Genomic DNA, 18,571 nt, shown 5'->3' with positions numbered 1-18,571 from the left:
GGCAGGGTTGAGCAGAGTGGACTGGAGATCGTCATGCAGTATCTGATTTCTGTGATTGACAACCGGACCGGGTCGTCGACTGCGGACGAGGACGCGGCGATCGACGCGTTCAACGAGCAGCTGGTGGCGGGTGGGCACTGGGTGTTCGCGGGTGGCCTCAGCGCCCCCAGCGACGCCACCGTGATCGACGCCCGGGGCGACGGCGAGCCGATCTTCACCGACGGGCCGTACCTGGAGTCGAAGGAGCACATGGCCGGCTTCTGGGTGTTCGAGGCACCGGACCTCGACGTGGCGCTGAAGCTCGCCGCTGCGGCGTCGAAGGCGTGCAACCGCCGGCTCGAGGTGCGGCCGTTCCTGTGAGCGACGTCCAGGAAGCGATCACCCGGGTCCACCACGAGGAATGGGCGCGGGTGGTCGCCTCGCTGACCAGGCGGTTCGGTGACCTCGACATCGCCGAGGAGGCGGCCGCCGAGGCGTTCGCGACGGCGGTCGAGCGCTGGCCCGCGGACGGCGTACCGCCCAACCCCGGCGCCTGGCTGACCACGACCGCCAACCGCAGGGCGATCGACCGGATCCGGCGCGAGAGCAAACGTGACGACAAGCAGAAGGAGGCTCAGATGTCGTACGACGAACCGCCCGAGCCTCTCGGCGTGATCGACGACGAGCGGCTCCGGCTGATCTTCACCTGTTGCCACCCGGCGCTCGCGATGGAGACCCGGGTGGCGCTGACGCTGCGGATGATCGGCGGCCTGACCGTGCCGGAGATCGCCCGTGGGTTCCTGGTCCAGGAGACCGCGATGGGTCAGCGGATCACCCGCGCGAAGGCGAAGATCAAAGCGGCCAAGATCCCGTACCGGGTCCCGGCCGCGGAGGACCTTCCGGGACGCGTGTCCGGCGTACTCGCGGTGCTGTTTCTCGTCTTCAACGAGGGCTATCTGGCGACCGGCCCCGACACCGATCCCGTCCGGCAGGAGCTGACCGCGGAGGCGATTCGGCTCACCCGGCTGATCCGGGCGCTGCTGCCGGACGACGGCGAGGTCGCCGGCCTGCTCGCGCTGATGCTCCTCATCGAGGCCCGGCGTACCGCACGGGTTTCGGCGACCGGTGAACTGATCTCCCTGCGCGACCAGGACCGCGGCGCCTGGGACACGGCGCTGGTTGCCGAGGGCCACCGTCTCGTCCGCGAGCGCCTCGCGACCCGGCAGCCTCCGGGCCGCTATCAGATCCTCGCGGCGATCAACGCCGTCCACACGTCGGCCCGCGACGCGGCCGACACCGACTGGTCGCAGGTCGTGGCGCTCTACGACCAACTCGTCCGCGTCGACCGCTCACCGATCGTTGCCCTCAACCGCGCGATCGCGGTCGCCGAGCTCGACGGTCCCGAGGTCGCGCTGGCGACGATCGATCGGCTGGACGACAAGCTGTCCGGGTACCACGCGTACCACGCCGCGCGCGCCGACCTGCTCCGGCGGCTCGGCCGCAGTCAGGAGTCGCGGGCCGCCTACGACGCAGCGATCGAGCTGGCCGAGAACACTGCCGAGGTCGCGTACCTGAGCCGTCGTCGCGATCAGCTGGTGAGCTGACGGCCGTAGCGCGCGAGGTAGTGCCAGACGTACTTGATCGACTGCGCCGGATGCGCGCCGGCCGCGCGGCCGAGCAGGTCGGGGGTGAGTTCCGGGCCGAGCGAGCGGGCGAGGTCGACGATCTCTGGGCCGCGGTACGCCGGATCGAAGGTGGCCGGGGTTGCGCGAAAGCCCGGGTGGTACTCGATCGGGCAGCCGAGTTCGCGGGCGGCGTCCTCGACGGGTGTGCTCACGAACGACGGGTCCAGGACCACTGCCTCGACGTCGGTGGCGAGGCTCAGCGCGCCGTGGACATGCGCTTCGACGTAGTCGTCCAGGTCGTCGAGACGTGCCTCGTCGGCCAGCTGACACAAGTGCGGCAGGACCCTCCGGTCGCCGACATCGGCCGGATCGCGGGCGGAGTCCGGGAAGCAGAACGTCGCCCGCTCGATCGCCTCGGGTTTGAGCCGGAGGTACGACGACCCGAAGCGGATCGCTCCGCCGTACACGTCACGCTGCCGGTTCCACACCCCGTAGATGGGCCGGTCCAGTTCCGGTTGGTCGTCGTACCGCCCGGAGAACAACCGGCTCTCCCACTCCCACCGGTCTCCCCCGCGGAACGCCGTCAGTCCGCCGTTGGAGATGCCCGTCGCGAACTGCGACCGATACACCCCGTCCGCGGCCATCGACTCGATGACCGTCCGCGCGCCATGCGGCCAATTGGGATGGAACTGCACGGTGATCATCAGAACTGCCCTGTCTCGCGGCCGTCGGCGTCGACCATGATGAAGCGCAGCTGCTCATCCTGCCGGCCGCAGGACAGCCAGTGCGCGAACGCGATCCGCGCGGTCGGCGGCATGTCGAGCGTCGTCGGGTCCATCGTCAGATCGAACCACCGCAGATCGCCCTCGGTGCATTCCGTCGGTACGGGCGCCGCGGGGCGGAGGTTGGCGGTGAAGTAGTACGTCGTACGCACCTCGTCGCCGGTGTCGCGTACGGCGACGTACCGGAGCGCGAGATCGGTCAACTGGTCGGCCGTGACACCGATCTCCTCGTCCAGTTCCCGGAGCGCGGCAGCTGTCGGGTCGGTGAGCTCGTGCGGCTCGACGTGGCCGCCGATGCCGACCCACGAGTCCGCGATCGCGCGCGATCCGCGGCGGTAGAGGAGCAGTACGCTTCCCTCCCGCACGAGGAAGACCGACGTCAGGTGCCGGGTCGAGCGGAGTGGCACGTCAGACGTTGATGTTGAAGCCGAGGTCCAGGTCGGAGGCGGCCTGGCCGCCGCGGATGCCCCAGTTCGAGGTGGGGTGGTCGCGAACGAGGATGGTGACGTGGTCTGCGGGGATGCCGAAGGGCTTCAGGTTGCTGATGATCTCGGTGTAGAGCTTGCGCTTGGCGTCGATCGAGCGGCCGGCGAAGCAGTCCACGGTGACGAGCGTGAAGAACTCGGGCTCGGTCAGACGCGGCGAGCACGCGAACCGGTGCGGCGCGTGGACGACGAGACGCACGTCCTTGTCTTGCGGCGGGATCTGGAACGCCGTGACCAGCGCACCGTGCACCGCCTCGATCAGGCCGGCCTCATCGGCTTCGGAGTACTCACGACGAACTTCGATCTGCGCGCTAGGCATCTGCAGAATCCTTCCACGATCGACGACAACACCCCCGACCCCACCACGAAGCCCACACTCCGGCGAGCGAATATTCAGCTCGTGCGACGCAGGGTCGGCGCCGCGCACCTCGGACACCGGGATGGATATCCACTGGTGTTGGAGGTTCTCCCCTCGCATACCAGCGGAGAAGCCTACACACGCGGGGATATCCGGTCTTGTGCTTGAGGCGCGGTTGATGGCGGCGCGGGGCTGGTGTGGGCGGCGGTGATGACTGGGGCCGGATACTTGTCGGTGGTGGCGGTCAGACTCTCTTGTCATGAGTGCGAAGATTCCGCGTGGGGCCGCGGTTGTGGTTGAGGCGGGCAAGGTTCTGGTGGTGAAGCGTTATCTGCGGCAGGGGGCGTCTGCGGAGTGCGTGATGTGCGAGTACGGCGACGTACCGGGGCCTCGGTGTGATGGGCATCGGTATGCCGTTCTTCCCGGCGGGCATGTGGAGGCGGGTGAGTCGGCTGCGGGTGCTGCGCTTCGTGAGCTCGAGGAGGAGACGACGCTCACCGGCGCCGTGGACCGGTTGCTGTGGACCGGCACGCACAACGGGCGGCCGGCGTACTACTTCCTCATCAGCGACGTGGACGGCGTACCGGAACTGTCAGGTGACGAAGCGGTGGAGCATTCTGCGACCAATCACTTCGAACTGCGGTGGGCCGACGCGGCGGACCTGGAGGAATTCGGGATTTACCCGGCCGCGCTCCGACAGCATCTGACGCGACTAATTGAGGCGGGCGACGACGCGGGTTAGGCCGAGGAGCTTTCCCTGGTCGGCTTCCAGTAGGTGTTCGTCGGGTTCGTACCCGCGGCCGACCTGTGCGCACGCCTGCAACCAGCGGAGCCAGTCGGCCCAGCCGTTCGGTACGAAGTCGGCGGTTTCGACGGTGACCAGGCCGGTGCGTTCCCAGAGGTGCCGCCACCAGTCCGGCGGCAGCCAGGTGCAGAGGTCCGGTCCCCAGCGATCCGCGACGTACGGCGGCGGGGAGAAGTCGGGCGCGGTCCGGATGCCAGGGGTGATGATGCCGAGTGTCCCGTTCGGGCGGACGAACTCGGCGAGGTACGGGAGGTAGTCGACGCCGGTCCCGAAGTAGTTGTACGCGCCGATGCTGACGACCGCGTCGAAGAACCCGTGTGCGAACGGGAGTTTGCGGGCGTCGGACTGGATCGGATGCACCCGGTCGGCCGCGCCGGCGTTCTGAACGCGTTGCCAGTTCTCGGTGGGGTCGACCCAGAGATCGGTGGCCCAGACGTCGACCTCGTACTCACGGGCCAGGAAGATCGACGTCAGCGCCGTACCGCAGCCGAGGTCGAGGACCCGCATTCCGGGCCGCAGTGTCATCGCCTGCAGCAGGCTTTCGGCGCTCCACAGCGGGTGCGGGCCCATGAGATTGTCGACGACCCATTGCTGGTCGTAGGTGTTCGATCGTGGATAACGGTCAAGGGTGAGCGCTTCGCGCAGGAGTTGACTGGACATGGCGCGACGATGCCAGCGTGCTCCGTGAGCTCACAACGCAATTTCGGCGACGGCTTCCGCGATCATTCGATGCCCTTGTTGCTCGAAGGCTTCATCCCCGACCTGGTGTGCCCACACAGCCGTGCTGATCGCCTCGCGGAGCCGGGCGCGCTGCCAGGCTTCCGGTTCGCGCGGGTCCGAACCGTAGCCGGTGATGAACGCCGGCTCAAGGCTTGGCTCGGAGCGGAACTGCTGCGCGGCCAGGCGGGCGAGGTCGGTGTACGCCGGGCGCATGGCCGCGCGGCCGAAGTCGATGACGCGGACGGTGCCGTTGTCGACGAGCCAGTTGCGGGGCTGCCAGTCGCCATGGGTCGGTACGAGCGTCGCGGGCGGTGTCGGCCAGGCCTCGATCGTTGCCCGGAGAAGGTCGGCGAGGTCCGGCGCGATCCGGTGCGGTTTGTCGAGCCCTGCAAGCGTGCGCTCGTTCTCGCGCGACTCGTAGTTGTCATCCGGTACGGCGGATTGCCGGTGAAATGCCGCGAGCAGTTCGCCGGCCTCGTGATAGGTGCCGGGCGCCCATTCGTACGGCGTGCCCTCGACGAGCTCACCGGGCAGGAAACGCGTCAGGAGGAGCTTGGCGTCCTCGTCGGCGTGGATCAGCTCGGCCGCTCTCCCCCGCGTGGTCCACGGCTGCAACCAGTTGCGGTGGGCACGGATTTCGCGGGCGAGATGATGGTCGGCGTCGTCGCCGGCCTTCGCGATGTAGCGCTCCCCGTGGTGCTCGAGCTCCAGGACGAGCGTTCCGATCAGACCCCAGCTGTGGTCACGCACGATCGCCGCGGATGGCAGCCACGTGTCGAGGAGCTGTTGCTGTCGCTCGGTGAGTCCCACGCGCATGAGAGTAGCGCAAGAAAAATGCGGGAAAAGGTGGACGAATTACTTGGAAGGATTTATCCTGGCCGAATGCAGAATTCACAGGAGAATGCGTCCCTACCAATTAACTTATCATCGGAAATTGCGGAAAGCAAGTCCGGCGAATTCTGGTCGCTCGGAGGGGTGCCGGTTCGGCGGATCGGGTTCGGGACGAAGCGGCTCGCGGGTGGTGACGGCGGCGGGGCCGACGTCCAGGACCGGGCGATCGCGCTGCTGCGGCGAGTCGTCGAGCTCGGGGTGAATCACCTCGACACCGCGGAGTTCTACCCGAGTTACGGACGGTCCGGCGGGACGGACTTCGAGAGCCTGGGCTGGGCGAACGACGTGCTCCGGCGCGCGCTGGCGCCGTACCCGGAAGAGCTCGTGATCGCGACCAAGGTCGGGCCGACGAAGCACGGGCTGGCGCGACCGGACCAGTTGCGGGAACTCGTGGAGAGCGATCTCCGGGTTCTCGGGGTCGATTCGCTGGACCTTGTGTACCTGCGGCAGGCCGGGTTGGAGTCGATTGCGGAGCATTTCGGCGCCCTGGCCGAGTTGCAGGCGAAGGGCATGATCCGGCACTTGGGTGTGTCGAACGTGCGGGTCCCGCACCTCCAGGAGGCGCTCGAGATCGCGCCGGTGATTGCGGTGCAGAACCGGTACAGCGTGGGATTCGGGCGGGCGAACGACGAGATCCTGCAGTTGTGCGGAGAGTTGGGGATCGCGTTCATCCCGTTCTTCACGCTCACCGCGGAGTCGCGGGAGGGGGGCGGGGTGCCTGATTCCGGGCCGGTTCAGGAGATCGCGGATCGTCATGGTGCGACGGTCGCGCAGGTGCGGTTGGCGTGGACGCTGAGCCGCGGCGATCACGTCCTCGCGATCCCGGGCACCTCGAGCGCACAACACCTGGAGGAGAACCTGCGAGCCGCCGACCTCGCCCTCTCCCCCGAGGACGTCGCCGTACTCGACTCGCTCGTCGACTGATTCCGGCCTCGGCCGGCGCGGCCGCGAAGGCCGGGCCGGCCCGGCGTCAGTCGTAGTACCGACGGACGCTCGAACCGATCCGGGTCACGTCGGTGCCGTAGATGTGCAGCGAGATCGCGGTCTCGTCGAAGGTGTTGTGGACCCGGTGGATGTCGCCGGGCGGCGCGAACGCGCTCACCTCGCCGACGTGGTTGTCGCTCTCACCGATCAGCCGCAGGTCGGTGTCGAACAACTCCTCGTGCTCGACGCCCTGCAGTACCCCGACCACGCACCACGTCACATGATCGTGGATCCGCGTCAGCTGCCCGGGCCGCCACACCACGGCGATGATCGAGAACGAACCGTCCGACTCGACGTGCAGTGTGTGGCTCTGGTAGCTGTCAGGGGATCCGAGGCGCTGTTCGGCGGTCAGTACGTCGGGGCTCGGAAAGTTGCGCCGCAGCCCGGCGCCGACGTGTTGAGCGGTCTGGTTCCAGTCCGAGTGCCGGTCGACGGCATCCCGGACGCTGCTGATCAGGGCGGTGAGTTCACTGGTTCTGGTTGCTGTGGTCGTCATGTCTTGAGATTGCGCCGGGTCAACCCATAACGTCTAATGCCAAGTTTCGTACTCATTGATAGATAGAATTGATACATGCTCGATGTCACGAAGTTGCGGGTGATCGACGCGGTCGCACGCCACGGCTCGGTGACCGCTGCCGCGCGCGAGTTGCACTACTCCCAGCCGTCCGTCACGCACCACCTCGGGCGCCTGGAAGCCGAGACCGGCGCGCAGCTGCTGCAGCGGGTCGGCCGCGGGATCCGGTTGACCGAGGCCGGACGGCTGCTCGCGGCTCGGGCGGCGGAGATCATCGGCCGGATCGACGCCGCGGATGCCGAACTGTCGGCGCACATCGGCCTGAGCGCGGGCCGGATCCGGCTGGCGGGCTTCTCGTCCGCGATCGGCGCGCTCGTTCCGGCCGCCATGGCCGAGCTGGCAGCGAAACATCCCGGGCTCGAGGTGAACCTCGTCGACACCCATCCCCCCGAGGCGTTCGAGCTGCTCCGCACCGGCAAGATCGACGTGGCGATCGTGTTCCGGTACGACGAGACCGCGCCCGAGCCGCACGGCGTACGACTCCACCATCTGGTCGACGATCCGCTGTACGTGCTGTCCGACGGACCGGCCACGGTGGCCGACCTGCGCGACGCGACCTGGATCGCCGGATGCGATCGTTGCCGAAGCCACCTGATCGCGCTGTGCGCCGCGGAGGGCTACGAGCCCCGGATCGGTTACACGTCGGACGACATGGTCGTGATGCAGGCGCTCGTGGCGGCCGGACTCGGTGTGACCACGATGCCGGGCCTCGCGCTGCGCACCCACCACGCCGCCGGCATCACCGCCACCGAACTGCCGGGCTCTCGACGTCACGTGTACGCCGCGACGTACGGCGAACCACCCGATCCACCACCCGTCGCCGCCCTGGTCAACGCCCTGCAGCAGTCAGCCGCTGAGGCAGTCAGAAGGTGACCTCGTCGGTCTTCTGGACGGCGGCAGTCCGTCCCGGGGCCCGGTGGTACTGCCAGTAGAGGTTGGTGTGCGCGATCACCTTGTCGGGCGTCGGTGCGCCGTACTCGCTCAGGTCCTCGGTGGTGTGGGCGTCGGCGACCAGTGTCACGTCGTACCCGCGGACCATCGCGCCGTGGATCGTCGAGCGGATGCACTCGTCGGTCTGCGCGCCGCTGACAATCAGGTGGCCGATGCCGGCGCTGGCGAGGACGTCCTCCAGGTCGGTCGCCTCGAAGCTGTCGGCGTACGTCTTGTGGACGAGCGACTCCGAGCCGTCCCGGGACAGTTCAGGCACGAGTTGCCACTGCTCGCTGTCCTTAACGAGGTTCTCGCTGGAGTGCTGGACCCAGACGACCGGGACTCCACCGGCGCGGGCCTTGCCGACGAGCGTGCTGATGTTGGCGACGACGCGGTCTCTCTCGAACGCCTCCCCCACGACACCGTTCTGGACGTCGACCACGAGCACAGCCGTGTGCGGCCGGTCGGACAGCGTGGACATCTCGGCACCTCCCTCTCGAACGTGTACGGCGAACGCTAGACCCGGCCGCCGACAGTTTCCGTCACGCCTTCGTCCAGCCCCGCAACCGCAGCCGCACGGTCGGTACGTCGCCGTCGTCGAGATCCTCCGCCCGCCGTACGGCGGCCTTCACCGGCAGGACGTACCGCCCGTCCTTCGGGAACATCGACGTGTCCCAGACGCTCGCGCCGATCTCGGCGGCCACCGGGATCATCCCCCACCCGTACGTGACGAAGTTCGACTCCGCCTCGAAGTACGCGCTCTCCTCGTCGGGGACCGTGATGAAGTACCAGGGCGCCGGCCCTCGCCAGTACCAGATCTCCCCCGAGAACTCGATGTCGTTCATCCCGCTTCCAGCCACTCGTCCAGCACTCCCATGAAGTCGTCGAGGTGTCCGTACCAGACCGAATGCCCCGCACCCGGCACCGACCGGACCCAGAATCCCAGCTCTTCCAGCTCACGGGCCCGCTCCGCCGACACATAGCGACTCGGATCGGCCCGAACCACCAGCGAAGGCACCACAGGCCCCTGGACCGCATCCCCGCCGAAGTACGAACGCTCGAGCGCAACCGCCGTCTCGACATCGAACCGAGCAGCCGCCTCCGCCTCAACTCGGCAATCCTCAGCAGACCAATCGGGCCGGATAGCTAGCCGCTCCACAGTGCGCGCGGCACGCGACGCCGTAAAGCGCTCGCGCAGCTCCGCGGCCGACGCCGGCGGGGCCGCGGACGGGGCAGAGAGGGGTACGTCGACATACACCGCCCGACCGGGCTGCAGGCGAGGCAGCGCGTGTGACAGCACGATCGCCCCGAGCGAGTGACCGATCGCGAGCGCAGGCGGCCTGTCGACAACCGAGAGGACCGCGTCGACGAACAGATCCATCGTCGCGTCCGGCGCCCGCGGTGCATCGCCATGACCGGGCAGATCGACCGCGACCGCCCGGTACCCGCGGTCCGCCAGCGCCGGGCCGACCGAGTGGTACTGCGAGGCTGCGCCGAGCATTCCGTGGACGAGGAGCGCCACGCGGTCTCCGGATCCCCAGGTGAGCATCAGTCGGGCGTGCTCGCGGCGAGCAGGCGTTGCGCGAGGATCTGGCAGGCCGCTTGGAGCTCGGGGCCGCCGACGATCCGGAACGGGGCGCGGATCTCGGACAGGTGGGCGGCGTACCAGTCGGGTTCGTCGGTGCTGGCGAGGAGGCGGGTGCGGTCCTCGTCGATGGGTTCCAGGCGGCCCATGCTGCGCGGGATCCAGCAGGCGGCGTCGTCGAGAGGCGCGTCGATCTCGACCTCGATCGGGTATCGCCAACCCATCGCGAGGTGTTCCTCCACAGCGGCCAGCGGATCGAGATCTTCGGGTGGCGCGAACGAGGCCGGCTGCGCCTCGACCTTGGTGATCTTGTCGACGCGGAGCACGCGCCGGGCGTCCTTGGCGTGCGACCAGCACAGCAGGTACCAGCGACCACGGCGTACGACGACCGCCCACGGGTCGACGTCCATCGGCCACTCGTCCTCGTGGCGGCGGTAGTGGATCGTCACGCGCCGGCAGTCGGCGCTGAGCGAGACGAGGGCGGCGGTGATCTCGGGATCAGGGGTCCGGGCGCCGGGATCGGGTCCGCGCGCGCTGACCCGGCGGATCGCGTCGGTCGACCGGGCGACGGCCTCGGGGAGCACCCGGACGATCTTCCCGAGCGCGTCCTCGACCGGATCCGCGGCGCCGCGCGGTCCCTCGAGCACCGCCATCACCAGGCCGAGCGCCTCGGTCGGGCTGAACATCAACGGCGGCAGCCGCAAGCCACGTCCGACCCGGTAGCCGCCGTACGGTCCGCGCACCGACTCGATCGGGATGTCGGCCTCGCGCAGGATCGCGACGTACCGGCGGGCCGCGCGCTCGGAGACCCCGAGCTTGTCTCCCAGTTGCTCCGCGGTGATGCCGGGGCTGTTCTGGATCAGCTCCAGGACCATCAGGGTCCGCGCCGTCGGGCTCACGTCGTACGCCATCAGTCACCATTCCGGAAGAAGGCCGTCCGGAACTGAGCGTAGCCCGTTTTAACTGCTCAGACGGTGAGCGGTTTGTCTGCGACGATCGGGGTCATGCGGGCGGATCGGTTGGTGGCGGTGCTGTTGCTGATGCAGGCCCGGGGCCGGGTGACCGCGGCCGATGTCGCGGCGGAACTGGAGATCTCGGTCGCGACCGCGCGCCGGGACCTGGAGGCGTTGTCGACCGCCGGCATCCCGGTTTATCCACAGCCGGGCCGGAACGGCGGCTGGCAGTTGGTCGGCGGTGCCCGAACCGATCTGAGCGGGCTGACGGCGACCGAGGCGCAGGCGTTGTTCCTGCTCGTGGGTCCGGCGGCGTCGATCGCTCCCGACGCGAAAGCGGCCCTGCGCAAGCTCGTGCGGGCCCTGCCGGACACTTTCCGCGAGCACGCCCAGGCGGCAGCCGAGGCGGTGGTGATCGACCCGGCCCGCTGGGGCGAGCACGTGAAGGAACGCCCAGAGCTGGTACGTCGCCTGCAGGACGCCGTCGTACGCCGGGAACGCGTCCGATTGCACTACTCCGGACGCGGCCGGGAGACGTCGGAACGGCTGGTGGACCCGCTCGGTCTCGTGGACAAGGACGACGTCTGGTACCTGATCGCCTGGTCGGAGAAGGGGCAGCGGACGTTCCGCATCGACCGGGTAGTCGACGCCGAGACGACCGGCGAGACCTTCGAGCGGCCGGACGGGTTCGAGCTGTCGGCGGCGTGGGTCGAGATCGTCGAACGGATGGAGGAACGACGATCGGGGCTGACGGCAACTGTGCTGATGGACGAGCGGTTCGTGTGGGTGATGCAGGACCGGCTCGGCCGCAACTGTGAGGTCGACGGGACCGACGGGGACCGGGTCCGGCTCAAGGTCACCGCGCCCACTCCGCTGATGATCGCGCAGCACCTCGCCGGCTGGGGAGGGTCGATCGAGGTCGTCGACCCGCCGTCGGTGCAGGCGGAACTGGCGCGACTTGGCCGGGAATTGACGCGGCGCTATGCCGCGGTGAACCACCGGGATGAGTAAGGTGCCGTGGGTCAACGTGTCCCGACACCCCCTCGATCAGCCTCAGGAACGATCCGTGACCACATCCCCTCCCCAGCCGCCGCAGAACCCGTACTCAGGTCAGCCGGCCGGCTACGGTCCGCCACAGCAGCAGTTCCCGCAGTACGGCGAGCAGCCGGGTCAGCCCGGTCAGCCCGGTCAGCAGCAGTACGCGGGCCAGCCGTACGGCGGCCAGCAGTACCAGCAGCAGCCGGGTCAGACGTACCCGCAGGACGGCGGCCAGCAGTACCCGCCGCAGGGCCAGTACCCGGGCCAGGAGTACCAGGGCCAGCAGCAGTACCAGCAGGGCCAGTCGTTCCCGCAGCAGGGCCACGCGCCGCAGGGCCAGATGGCCTGCCGCTTCTGCGGCGGCTACCCGGCGGTCGAGGCGACCGTGCGCGGCCACCAGGGCCTGATCATCATCATGCGGTTCCTGAAGCTGCAGGGCCCGTTCTGCCGGACCTGCGGGATCGCGTCGGTGCGCGACATGACCGCGAAGAGCCTCTGGCAGGGCTGGTGGGGTATCGGTTCGTCGATCATCAACCCGATCACGATGCTGATGAACATCGGCCCGATGCAGAAGTTCAAGGGCCTCCCGGAGCCCACGCCGGGTCAGGGCCGGCCGATGAACCCGGGCAAGCCGCTGTTCCAGCGGCCGGCGATCCTCGGTCTGCTGCTGCCGATCGCGCTGATCGCGGCGATCGTGGTCGCGAACCTGAACTCGACCGAGTCGAAGGCCAAGATCGGCGCCTGCGTCGTCAACCAGGGCACTTCGGCGAAGCCGGACGTGAAGGTGGTCGACTGCACGTCCTCGGAGGCCGAGTACAAGATCGTCGACAAGATCGACGACTCGACCGACGACAGCCAGTGCGGCGAGGACGCCGAGGCGTCGTACGTCTACCAGAGCGGCTCGACGAAGTACACGCTCTGCCTCACCCCGGTGAAGTAGCGAGTGCTGGGGTCCCGTCGCCGGGACCCCAGCCTCAGCTGTAGTACCCGTCCACCGGCACGCGCGCCTCGTCGTACAGCGCCGGGCCCTCCAGCGGTACGTCGGGGAAGCCGCCCGTCGACTTGAGCCCGTCGAGCTGCTCACCCGACAGCGCGAACACGACCTTGCCGAGGCCGGACCTCGCCAGCGCCCCCGAGCACATTCCGCACGGCTGGCAGCTGGTGTACATGGTGGTGCCGGCCGCGACCTCGGGCGACAGTTGCTGAGCCGCCCACACCGCGAGTTTCAGCTCCGGGTGGAAGCTGATGTTCCCCTCGGTGATCGTCGTGTTCCGCTCCTCGATCAGCACGGTGCCGTCGGGGCCGACCAGCAGCGAGCCGAAGGGCGGGTTCCCGTCCTTCCGTGCCTCCCCGGCGAGCGCGATCGCGCGGCGCAGGAATCCTTCTGCCTCAGGTGTCACGTCGTCTCCAGTCCACTTCGTTGCGTGGCGATCGTCGCCAGCGCCTGCCAGGCCGCTTCGGGCCGCTCGGTCTCAGTAGGGTCGCCGACGAACGGATCGAGTACGACGCTCTGCGCGCCGAGCTCCCGCAGTACGGCGAGATCCCGCAGCACCTGCTCGATCGAACCCTCGCCCGCCACCCGATCATCGTCGCGCAGCGGCTTGTCCGTCAGCCGGAGCAGGATCCGCGGCGCGAACCCCGGCACCGGCCGGTCCTGCGCCGCCGCAGCCGTCCGCAGGCGATCCAGTCCGGTCCGCAGCTGCTCAATCGTCTGCCGCAGCGGATGCCACGCGTCGCCGTACCGGACGGTCCGCCGGAATGCCGCCGTACTCGAACCGCCGACCCAGATCGGGATCGCCCCGGCGCCGTAGTCCGCCGTATCGGTCCACGCACGCCGCAACTCGGCGAGCACCTCGTCCGTACGCCGACCGCGGTCCGCATGTTCCGCGCCGAGCGCCTCGAACTCCTGCCGCGCCCAGCCGACCCCGACGCCGAGCACCAACCGGCCGCCGCTCAACGCGTCGAGGTTCGCCGCCATCCTTGCCACCAGCAACGGATGGCGGTACGGCGCGATCAGCACCGTCGTCCCGAGCCGGACCCGCTCGGTGATCCCGGCCAGCCAGCTCAGCGTGGTGAACGGCTCGTAGAACGGCGCCGGGTACTGCTCCGCGACGTCCGGCGTGATCACCACATGGTCGGACACCATCAGCAGGTCGTACCCGAGTCCCTCGACGACGCGTGCCCAGTCCCGCAGCCGCGCCGGATTCGTCCCCGGGCCGAAGTTCGGCACGTTCACTCCAATTTCCACGCCCTCAGGCTATCCAGGCGGCACCCCACTTCTGAAGACAATCCTCCCGGTGTACGCCGTGCCGCGCCGGGGAATCACCGGTAGATTGTGCGTATGACCGAGAGTCTCGATCCGACCGACTGGGCGATCCTGCACGAGCTGCAGGAGGACGCCCGGCTGTCGCTGACGCAGCTCGGCAAGCGGGTCAACCTGAGCGCCTCGGCCACCACCGAGCGGGTACGCCGGCTGGAGTCGATCGGCGTGATCTCCGGGTACCGCGCCGAGGTCGACCTGACGAAGGTCGGCTACCCGGTGCTGGCCGTCGTACGGCTGAAGTACCCCGGCAACAAGCACGAGCCGCTGCACCGGCTACTGGCCGAGCGGCGCGAGATCCTCGAGTGCCTGCGAACCACCGGCGACGACTGCTACACCCTGAAGGTCGCGGCCGCGTCGATGCCGCACCTGGAGGAGCTCGTCAACGAGCTCACCGACTTCGGCAGCACGACCACCAACCTCGTCTACTCACAGACCCAGCGCTATCGAGGCCCACAAAAGCCGGTGACCGATCAGGGCTGAGGATGAGAGCGTTGCCCGGTGCTGACCGTGCTGGGGATCGACGTCTCGCCTGACCTGCTGGATCGATGGGTTGATTGGCTCGCACCGGACGAGCAGCCGTTCTTTGTGACGAAGAAGCAGGCGACTGCCTGGAAGCTGGCGACGGACGATCGGGAGCCGAGCCGGGAGAATCGCGACACCTACCTGACGTATGCGGTCGACGGGAAGGCTGCTCGGACCGCTTGGCTGAGCGAGGCGGCGTACGGCGACCTGCCGCAGGCGACGCGGGCGGCGCTGGTTCGGGCGCAGGTCAACTACGACCGTGGCGCAGTGCCGACGGTGCGGAAGTGGGCGCGGATCGTCGGGCCGGAGGTTCGGCAGCAGGCGGACGGACATCGGTTCGTCTGGTGGAAGTCGCTGCTCCGGGAGCCGGCGCGCGTGCTGCCCGAGATCGTGAGCGAGGATCTCGGGCCGAGCCGGCATGCCGAGGTCCGGACCTGGCCCGCGGCGCTGCCACGCGTCCGCGAGTTGGCCGGCACGTTCCCGGACGGAAGCGGACCGAACTGCTTCGGCACCGTGATGGCCGCCTGCGGCGTCGAAGGCGCCGAGTCGGTCTGGATGGTGCGCGAACCGTTCGAGGAATGGCTCGCGAACCACACCGAACGCGGCGGCAAAGACGACGCACCAGGCACGGTGTTCGTCTGGCGTAACACTGCAGGGCTGGTCCAGCACGCGGCGCTCACCATCGGAGACGGCTGGATGTTGCACAAGCCATCGCAGTCGTGGATGACTCCGCGGAAGGTGCGGACGGTTGCCGAGGTGAAGCGCGCCACGCGGACCGCCGGCTGGCGACTCGAGCGTCATAAGCTGATCGGGTGAGATTGCTCGTCACTGGGGCCGCTGGCCTCCTGGGGCGTGAACTCCTGCGCACGGCCGGGCACGAGATGGTGCCGGCGTACTACTCGCAGGTCGTGCCGGGTGGCGTGCAGCTCGACGTACGGCGACGTGACGCGGTGCACGACGTGATCCGCAGCGTCCGGCCGGACGGGATCATCCACACCGCCTACAAGCAGGACGACTGGGCGGCGACGGCCGATGGTGCGGTCAACGTCGCCCTCGCGGCCGGCGGCGCGAGGCTCGTGTTCGTGTCGAGCGACGCCGTGTTCGGACCACGGGACGCGGCCTATCCCGAGGACGAACCGCCCTGTCCGACCACGCCGTACGGCGCGGCCAAGGCAGCGGCCGAGACGGCGATCCAGGCGCTCCTGCCCGACGCGGTCATCACGCGGACGTCGATCATCGTCGGATCGGACGGCCAGTCGGGCGAGGAACAACGGGTACGTCGATTGGCGGCCGGCGAACCCGGAGCCTTCTACAGCGGCAACATCCGCTGCCCCGTGCACGTCGCCGATCTCGCGTCGGCGCTGATCGAATTGATCACGTCCGACATCACCGGCATCACCCATGTCGCGGGACCGCAGGCATTGAGCCGGCTCGAGCTGGGCAGGAAGATCGCGATCCGCGACGGATTCGATCCGGACCAGCTGCCCTCGGAGCCGGGTGAGCCGTCGAACATCCAGCTCGACTGCCGTCGTACTCAGGAGCAGTTGAAGACGCGCCTCAGATCGGCCGACGAGTTCCTACTCCCCTGACCCCTGCAGGTCGAGGGCGAGTTGCTGCAGGGTGCGCGCGACCTCCGCGACGCGTGCGGGGTCGTCCGTGCCCAGCGCCGCGGCGAGGGCCGGTTCGATGCTGGTGGCACGGACCTGAGCCAGGCGGTCCGAGACGCCCGGCGCCTGACTGACCAGCGCCCGGCGGCGGTCGGCAGGATCGGTCGTCGTGATGACCGAGCCGGCCTCCTTCAGCCGGGCGATCGCGGTCGACACCTGGCTCTGCGGCAGACCGGTGCGGGCAGCGATCTCCCCCACCGCGCTCGCCGGATGCTCGGCGATGTCACTCGCGACGATCAGCACCATCCGCGCGCTGCCGGCGTACTTGGCCGCGCCGCCGGGCGGCTCCGGCAACGCCTCCTCGCCGATCTTCATCAGCGCCCGCCCGAGCAGGAAGAGCTCGACACCGTTCACAGCCCCAGAATCTACATCAAGTCCGATACATCTTGCTAGATGTATCGAATCAGATGTAATCTCCGATCCATGACCACGATCGACGTTCCCGGAGCAGTCCTCCACTACCAACTCGAAGGCAACGGGCCGCTGCTGCTGATCTCGCAGAGCGGTGAAGGCGATGCCGACCGCAGTACGGACCTCGTCCAGCAGCTCATCGACGACTACACCGTGCTCACCTACGACCGCCGGGGCCTGTCCCGGAGCAAGCTCGAGGAGCCGGGCGCCACCATCGCCGACCACGCGGACGACGTACACCGTCTGCTCGCACATGTCACCGACGAGCCCGTCGCCATGCTCGGCTGCAGCCTCGGCGCGGTCATCGGTCTGCATCTGACCGTGAAGCATCCGCCGCAGCTGCACACGCTCGTCGCGCACGAGCCGATCGCGCCGTGGCTGCTCGCCGAGCCCAAGCCCAAGCTGCACCGCAACGAACTCACCGAGCTCCGCGACCAGTACCTGGCCCACGGACTCGAGGCCACGATCCCGGCCATCGTCCGCTCACTCGGCATCGACCCGGCGAACGGCGAACCGGGCCGCACGAACTTCCCGATGGACGCCAACCGGCTCGCGAACTTCGACTACTTCATCCGCCACGACTTCGCCGCCGCCGCGGGCGACGATCTCGATCCGGCCGAGCTGTCAGCAAGCGGTGTGCGGATCGTCCCGGCCGCGGGTACGACGACTCCGCGCACCGTCTTCGACTACCAGTGCGCCGAGGCCCTGGCCGAGCTCATCGGCCAGGACCTGCAGACCTTCCCAGGCGGCCACAACGGCAACCTGAGCCACCCGAAGGCCTACGCACAGCGCCTTCGCGAACTGCTCAGTCGTTGACCGTTGTGGTGACCGGTGTGCCGAGCTCGACGGTGCGGCTGACCGTGCAGAGGCGGTCGTGGGACATCTTCACGGCGCGCGGCAGTGCCTCGCGGGCCTTGTCGCCGTCCTCGCCCTCCGGGAAGCGCACGGTGAGCTCGACCGCGAGGTTCTCCATCCGGTTGCCTTCCTCGGCGTCCCGGATCTTGTCGCCACGGACCACGGCGCTGAACTCGGTCGGCTCGGCCCGGCGGCTCACCACGACGTCGACGTCGATCGCCGAGCAGGTCCCGATCGCGGCCAGCAGCAGCTCGACCGGCGTGAAGTCGGTGTCCGCGCCGCCGGAGCCGATCCGGATGCTCCCGCCGCGAGCGTTCCGCACCTCGTAGCTGCTGTTCGCCAGGCGCTCGAAGGTCACCTGCCGCAGTGTGTCTGCCATATCCCGTCACATTCTGTTGCTTGTGGCAACGTCATAAGGGTCAGAGATTCTCGAGGGCCTCGGCGACGGGTGTGTCCCCGCCGATGAGCTCGAGCGTCCGGCCGATCGAGGCCGGAGCGTCACAGAGGCCGGCCAGCACCAGCGCGACGTCGTCGCGGGTGATCCGGCCGCGACCGGTCTTGTCGGCGAGGTACACCGTGCCGGTCCCGGGGTCGTCGGTCAGGCTGCCGGGGCGCAGGATCGTCCAGTCCAGGTCTCTGGCCCGGAGGTCCTCCTCAGCGGCCCACTTGGCCCGGAGATAGACCGTGAACGTCTCGTCGTCGGTCAGCGACAGGGCAAGTTCCGCGTTGATCGAGCCGACCTGGATGTGCCGCCGTACGCCGGCCTGCTCAGCAGCGTCGGCGAACAGCGCGGCCGCACCGCGGTCGACCGTGTCCTTGCGCGCGTTCCCGCTGCCCGGCCCGGCGCCCGCGGCGAAGACCGCCACGTCCGCGCCGGCCAGCACCTCGGCCACCGCGCCGACCTCGGCCTGCTCGAGATCCAGTACGGCGGCCTGCCCGCCGGCCGCGGCGATGTCGGCCTCGTGGTCCGGGTTCCGCACCACCCCGACCACCTGGTGCCCGTCAGCGCTCAGCAACCTCGTCAGCCGCAGCGCGATCTGCCCGTGTCCACCCGCAATCACGACTCGCATGCCTGCAGACTATC

Annotated in this window: 26 protein-coding genes; 11 read left to right on the top strand and 15 right to left on the bottom strand. The window is 68.9% G+C overall.

Annotated features, from left to right (window positions below; translation table 11 throughout):
• Positions 1–33: 33 nt before the first annotated feature.
• A complete protein-coding gene (locus E0H45_RS15740) occupies positions 34–360 on the top strand; it encodes a YciI family protein (RefSeq protein WP_131338083.1) in 327 nt (108 codons plus the stop codon).
• Complete coding sequence (locus tag E0H45_RS15735) at positions 357–1,583, top strand: RNA polymerase sigma factor (RefSeq protein WP_131338082.1); 1,227 nt, start codon at positions 357–359, stop codon at positions 1,581–1,583. The genes E0H45_RS15740 and E0H45_RS15735 overlap by 4 nt, the downstream gene beginning before the upstream one ends.
• On the opposite strand, the gene E0H45_RS15730 is transcribed toward E0H45_RS15735, so the two are convergent.
• The 3 genes from E0H45_RS15730 to E0H45_RS15720 are packed head-to-tail and all read right to left on the bottom strand — an operon-like array spanning position 1,568 to position 3,190.
• Positions 1,568–2,308 carry a DUF3626 domain-containing protein gene (locus tag E0H45_RS15730; RefSeq protein WP_238155029.1) on the bottom strand — a complete coding sequence of 247 codons (741 nt, stop codon included), beginning with the start codon at positions 2,306–2,308 and terminating at the stop codon, positions 1,568–1,570. The genes E0H45_RS15735 and E0H45_RS15730 overlap by 16 nt on opposite strands.
• Positions 2,308–2,793, bottom strand: a complete 486-nt coding sequence (locus tag E0H45_RS15725) for an NUDIX domain-containing protein (protein WP_131338081.1) — start codon at positions 2,791–2,793, stop codon at positions 2,308–2,310. Before E0H45_RS15725 ends, E0H45_RS15730 begins: the two co-directional genes overlap by 1 nt.
• Position 2,794: 1 nt before the next feature.
• Positions 2,795–3,190 carry a tautomerase family protein gene (locus E0H45_RS15720; RefSeq protein WP_131338080.1) on the bottom strand — a complete coding sequence of 132 codons (396 nt, stop codon included), beginning with the start codon at positions 3,188–3,190 and terminating at the stop codon, positions 2,795–2,797.
• A gap of 298 nt (positions 3,191–3,488) precedes the next feature.
• Here E0H45_RS15720 and E0H45_RS15715 point away from each other — a divergent pair, with 298 nt between their 5' ends.
• Positions 3,489–3,971, top strand: a complete 483-nt coding sequence (locus E0H45_RS15715; protein WP_131338079.1) for an NUDIX domain-containing protein — start codon at positions 3,489–3,491, stop codon at positions 3,969–3,971.
• Here E0H45_RS15715 and E0H45_RS15710 read toward each other — a convergent pair.
• Complete coding sequence (locus E0H45_RS15710; protein WP_131338078.1) at positions 3,942–4,694, bottom strand: SAM-dependent methyltransferase; 753 nt, start codon at positions 4,692–4,694, stop codon at positions 3,942–3,944. The two genes, E0H45_RS15715 and E0H45_RS15710, sit on opposite strands and share 30 nt — an antisense overlap.
• A gap of 30 nt (positions 4,695–4,724) precedes the next feature.
• A complete protein-coding gene (locus E0H45_RS15705) occupies positions 4,725–5,564 on the bottom strand; it encodes a phosphotransferase (RefSeq protein ID WP_202872353.1) in 840 nt (279 codons plus the stop codon).
• A 165-nt stretch (positions 5,565–5,729) separates the two neighbouring features.
• Here E0H45_RS15705 and E0H45_RS15700 point away from each other — a divergent pair, with 165 nt between their 5' ends.
• Positions 5,730–6,569, top strand: a complete 840-nt coding sequence (locus E0H45_RS15700; protein ID WP_238155028.1) for an aldo/keto reductase — start codon at positions 5,730–5,732, stop codon at positions 6,567–6,569.
• Between the two features lie 46 nt (positions 6,570–6,615).
• On the opposite strand, the gene E0H45_RS15695 is transcribed toward E0H45_RS15700, so the two are convergent.
• A complete protein-coding gene (locus E0H45_RS15695) occupies positions 6,616–7,125 on the bottom strand; it encodes a cysteine dioxygenase family protein (protein ID WP_131338075.1) in 510 nt (169 codons plus the stop codon).
• 75 nt (positions 7,126–7,200) lie between these two features.
• Here E0H45_RS15695 and E0H45_RS15690 point away from each other — a divergent pair, with 75 nt between their 5' ends.
• Positions 7,201–8,076: a LysR family transcriptional regulator gene (locus E0H45_RS15690; protein WP_131338074.1), complete on the top strand. Its 876-nt coding sequence runs from the start codon at positions 7,201–7,203 to the stop codon at positions 8,074–8,076.
• Here E0H45_RS15690 and E0H45_RS15685 read toward each other — a convergent pair.
• From E0H45_RS15685 to E0H45_RS15670, 4 genes are all read right to left on the bottom strand, one after another.
• Entirely contained in the window at positions 8,066–8,614 is a 549-nt protein-coding gene (locus E0H45_RS15685) for an isochorismatase family protein (RefSeq protein ID WP_131338073.1), read from the bottom strand. The genes E0H45_RS15690 and E0H45_RS15685 overlap by 11 nt on opposite strands.
• A gap of 61 nt (positions 8,615–8,675) precedes the next feature.
• Positions 8,676–8,978, bottom strand: a complete 303-nt coding sequence (locus E0H45_RS15680) for a DUF1905 domain-containing protein (protein WP_131338072.1) — start codon at positions 8,976–8,978, stop codon at positions 8,676–8,678.
• Positions 8,975–9,655, bottom strand: a complete 681-nt coding sequence (locus tag E0H45_RS15675; protein ID WP_202872352.1) for an alpha/beta fold hydrolase — start codon at positions 9,653–9,655, stop codon at positions 8,975–8,977. The genes E0H45_RS15680 and E0H45_RS15675 overlap by 4 nt, the downstream gene beginning before the upstream one ends.
• Positions 9,656–9,681: 26 nt before the next feature.
• Positions 9,682–10,629: a helix-turn-helix transcriptional regulator gene (locus E0H45_RS15670; RefSeq protein ID WP_131338070.1), complete on the bottom strand. Its 948-nt coding sequence runs from the start codon at positions 10,627–10,629 to the stop codon at positions 9,682–9,684.
• 93 nt (positions 10,630–10,722) lie between these two features.
• On the opposite strand from E0H45_RS15670, the gene E0H45_RS15665 reads away from it, so the two are divergent.
• Entirely contained in the window at positions 10,723–11,682 is a 960-nt protein-coding gene (locus E0H45_RS15665; protein ID WP_131340455.1) for a helix-turn-helix transcriptional regulator, read from the top strand.
• A 55-nt stretch (positions 11,683–11,737) separates the two neighbouring features.
• Positions 11,738–12,649 (top strand): LppU/SCO3897 family protein, encoded by a 912-nt coding sequence (locus E0H45_RS15660; RefSeq protein WP_131338069.1) that lies wholly within the window; start codon positions 11,738–11,740, stop codon positions 12,647–12,649.
• A 34-nt stretch (positions 12,650–12,683) separates the two neighbouring features.
• On the opposite strand, the gene E0H45_RS15655 is transcribed toward E0H45_RS15660, so the two are convergent.
• The gene (locus E0H45_RS15655; RefSeq protein WP_131338068.1) at positions 12,684–13,109 is read right to left on the bottom strand and encodes a nucleoside deaminase; all 426 of its coding nucleotides are present in this window, start codon (positions 13,107–13,109) and stop codon (positions 12,684–12,686) included.
• Positions 13,106–13,957: a TIGR03619 family F420-dependent LLM class oxidoreductase gene (locus tag E0H45_RS15650; protein WP_131338067.1), complete on the bottom strand. Its 852-nt coding sequence runs from the start codon at positions 13,955–13,957 to the stop codon at positions 13,106–13,108. The genes E0H45_RS15655 and E0H45_RS15650 overlap by 4 nt, the downstream gene beginning before the upstream one ends.
• A gap of 93 nt (positions 13,958–14,050) precedes the next feature.
• On the opposite strand from E0H45_RS15650, the gene E0H45_RS15645 reads away from it, so the two are divergent.
• The 3 genes from E0H45_RS15645 to E0H45_RS15635 are packed head-to-tail and all read left to right on the top strand — an operon-like array spanning position 14,051 to position 16,143.
• Positions 14,051–14,512, top strand: coding sequence for an Lrp/AsnC family transcriptional regulator (locus E0H45_RS15645; protein ID WP_131338066.1), 462 nt, complete (start codon positions 14,051–14,053; stop codon positions 14,510–14,512).
• A gap of 18 nt (positions 14,513–14,530) precedes the next feature.
• The gene (locus tag E0H45_RS15640) at positions 14,531–15,370 is read left to right on the top strand and encodes a hypothetical protein (RefSeq protein ID WP_238155027.1); all 840 of its coding nucleotides are present in this window, start codon (positions 14,531–14,533) and stop codon (positions 15,368–15,370) included.
• Positions 15,367–16,143 carry an SDR family oxidoreductase gene (locus E0H45_RS15635; RefSeq protein WP_131338065.1) on the top strand — a complete coding sequence of 259 codons (777 nt, stop codon included), beginning with the start codon at positions 15,367–15,369 and terminating at the stop codon, positions 16,141–16,143. The genes E0H45_RS15640 and E0H45_RS15635 overlap by 4 nt, the downstream gene beginning before the upstream one ends.
• On the opposite strand, the gene E0H45_RS15630 is transcribed toward E0H45_RS15635, so the two are convergent.
• Positions 16,132–16,575: a MarR family transcriptional regulator gene (locus E0H45_RS15630; RefSeq protein ID WP_131338064.1), complete on the bottom strand. Its 444-nt coding sequence runs from the start codon at positions 16,573–16,575 to the stop codon at positions 16,132–16,134. The genes E0H45_RS15635 and E0H45_RS15630 overlap by 12 nt on opposite strands.
• Positions 16,576–16,644: 69 nt before the next feature.
• On the opposite strand from E0H45_RS15630, the gene E0H45_RS15625 reads away from it, so the two are divergent.
• Positions 16,645–17,448: an alpha/beta fold hydrolase gene (locus E0H45_RS15625; protein WP_131338063.1), complete on the top strand. Its 804-nt coding sequence runs from the start codon at positions 16,645–16,647 to the stop codon at positions 17,446–17,448.
• On the opposite strand, the gene E0H45_RS15620 is transcribed toward E0H45_RS15625, so the two are convergent.
• Both E0H45_RS15620 and E0H45_RS15615 read right to left on the bottom strand, forming a co-directional pair.
• Entirely contained in the window at positions 17,438–17,845 is a 408-nt protein-coding gene (locus tag E0H45_RS15620; protein ID WP_238155026.1) for an OsmC family protein, read from the bottom strand. The genes E0H45_RS15625 and E0H45_RS15620 overlap by 11 nt on opposite strands.
• 61 nt (positions 17,846–17,906) lie before the next feature.
• Entirely contained in the window at positions 17,907–18,557 is a 651-nt protein-coding gene (locus E0H45_RS15615) for an SDR family oxidoreductase (protein ID WP_131338061.1), read from the bottom strand.
• Positions 18,558–18,571 lie beyond the last annotated feature (14 nt).

The organism is Kribbella soli, assembly GCF_004331345.1.
GTDB lineage: Bacteria > Actinomycetota > Actinomycetes > Propionibacteriales > Kribbellaceae > Kribbella > Kribbella soli.
The sequence above is the reverse complement of the archived record's forward strand: the minus strand, read 5'-3'. Positions and strand labels throughout refer to the sequence as shown.

What these genes read in the sequence shown, in the direction of transcription:
- E0H45_RS15715 (WP_131338079.1), top strand. Translation starts at nt 3,489, where the DNA reads ATGAGTGCGAAGATTCCGCGTGGGGCCGCGGTTGTGGTTGAGGCGGGC.
- E0H45_RS15740 (WP_131338083.1), top strand. Translation starts at nt 34, where the DNA reads ATGCAGTATCTGATTTCTGTGATTGACAACCGGACCGGGTCGTCGACT.
- E0H45_RS15730 (WP_238155029.1), bottom strand. Translation starts at nt 2,308, where the DNA reads ATGATCACCGTGCAGTTCCATCCCAATTGGCCGCATGGCGCGCGGACG.
- E0H45_RS15695 (WP_131338075.1), bottom strand. Translation starts at nt 7,125, where the DNA reads ATGACGACCACAGCAACCAGAACCAGTGAACTCACCGCCCTGATCAGC.
- E0H45_RS15625 (WP_131338063.1), top strand. Translation starts at nt 16,645, where the DNA reads ATGACCACGATCGACGTTCCCGGAGCAGTCCTCCACTACCAACTCGAA.
- E0H45_RS15645 (WP_131338066.1), top strand. Translation starts at nt 14,051, where the DNA reads ATGACCGAGAGTCTCGATCCGACCGACTGGGCGATCCTGCACGAGCTG.
- E0H45_RS15720 (WP_131338080.1), bottom strand. Translation starts at nt 3,190, where the DNA reads ATGCCTAGCGCGCAGATCGAAGTTCGTCGTGAGTACTCCGAAGCCGAT.
- E0H45_RS15710 (WP_131338078.1), bottom strand. Translation starts at nt 4,694, where the DNA reads ATGTCCAGTCAACTCCTGCGCGAAGCGCTCACCCTTGACCGTTATCCA.
- E0H45_RS15615 (WP_131338061.1), bottom strand. Translation starts at nt 18,557, where the DNA reads ATGCGAGTCGTGATTGCGGGTGGACACGGGCAGATCGCGCTGCGGCTG.
- E0H45_RS15670 (WP_131338070.1), bottom strand. Translation starts at nt 10,629, where the DNA reads ATGGCGTACGACGTGAGCCCGACGGCGCGGACCCTGATGGTCCTGGAG.
- E0H45_RS15665 (WP_131340455.1), top strand. Translation starts at nt 10,723, where the DNA reads ATGCGGGCGGATCGGTTGGTGGCGGTGCTGTTGCTGATGCAGGCCCGG.
- E0H45_RS15680 (WP_131338072.1), bottom strand. Translation starts at nt 8,978, where the DNA reads ATGAACGACATCGAGTTCTCGGGGGAGATCTGGTACTGGCGAGGGCCG.
- E0H45_RS15685 (WP_131338073.1), bottom strand. Translation starts at nt 8,614, where the DNA reads ATGTCCACGCTGTCCGACCGGCCGCACACGGCTGTGCTCGTGGTCGAC.
- E0H45_RS15690 (WP_131338074.1), top strand. Translation starts at nt 7,201, where the DNA reads ATGCTCGATGTCACGAAGTTGCGGGTGATCGACGCGGTCGCACGCCAC.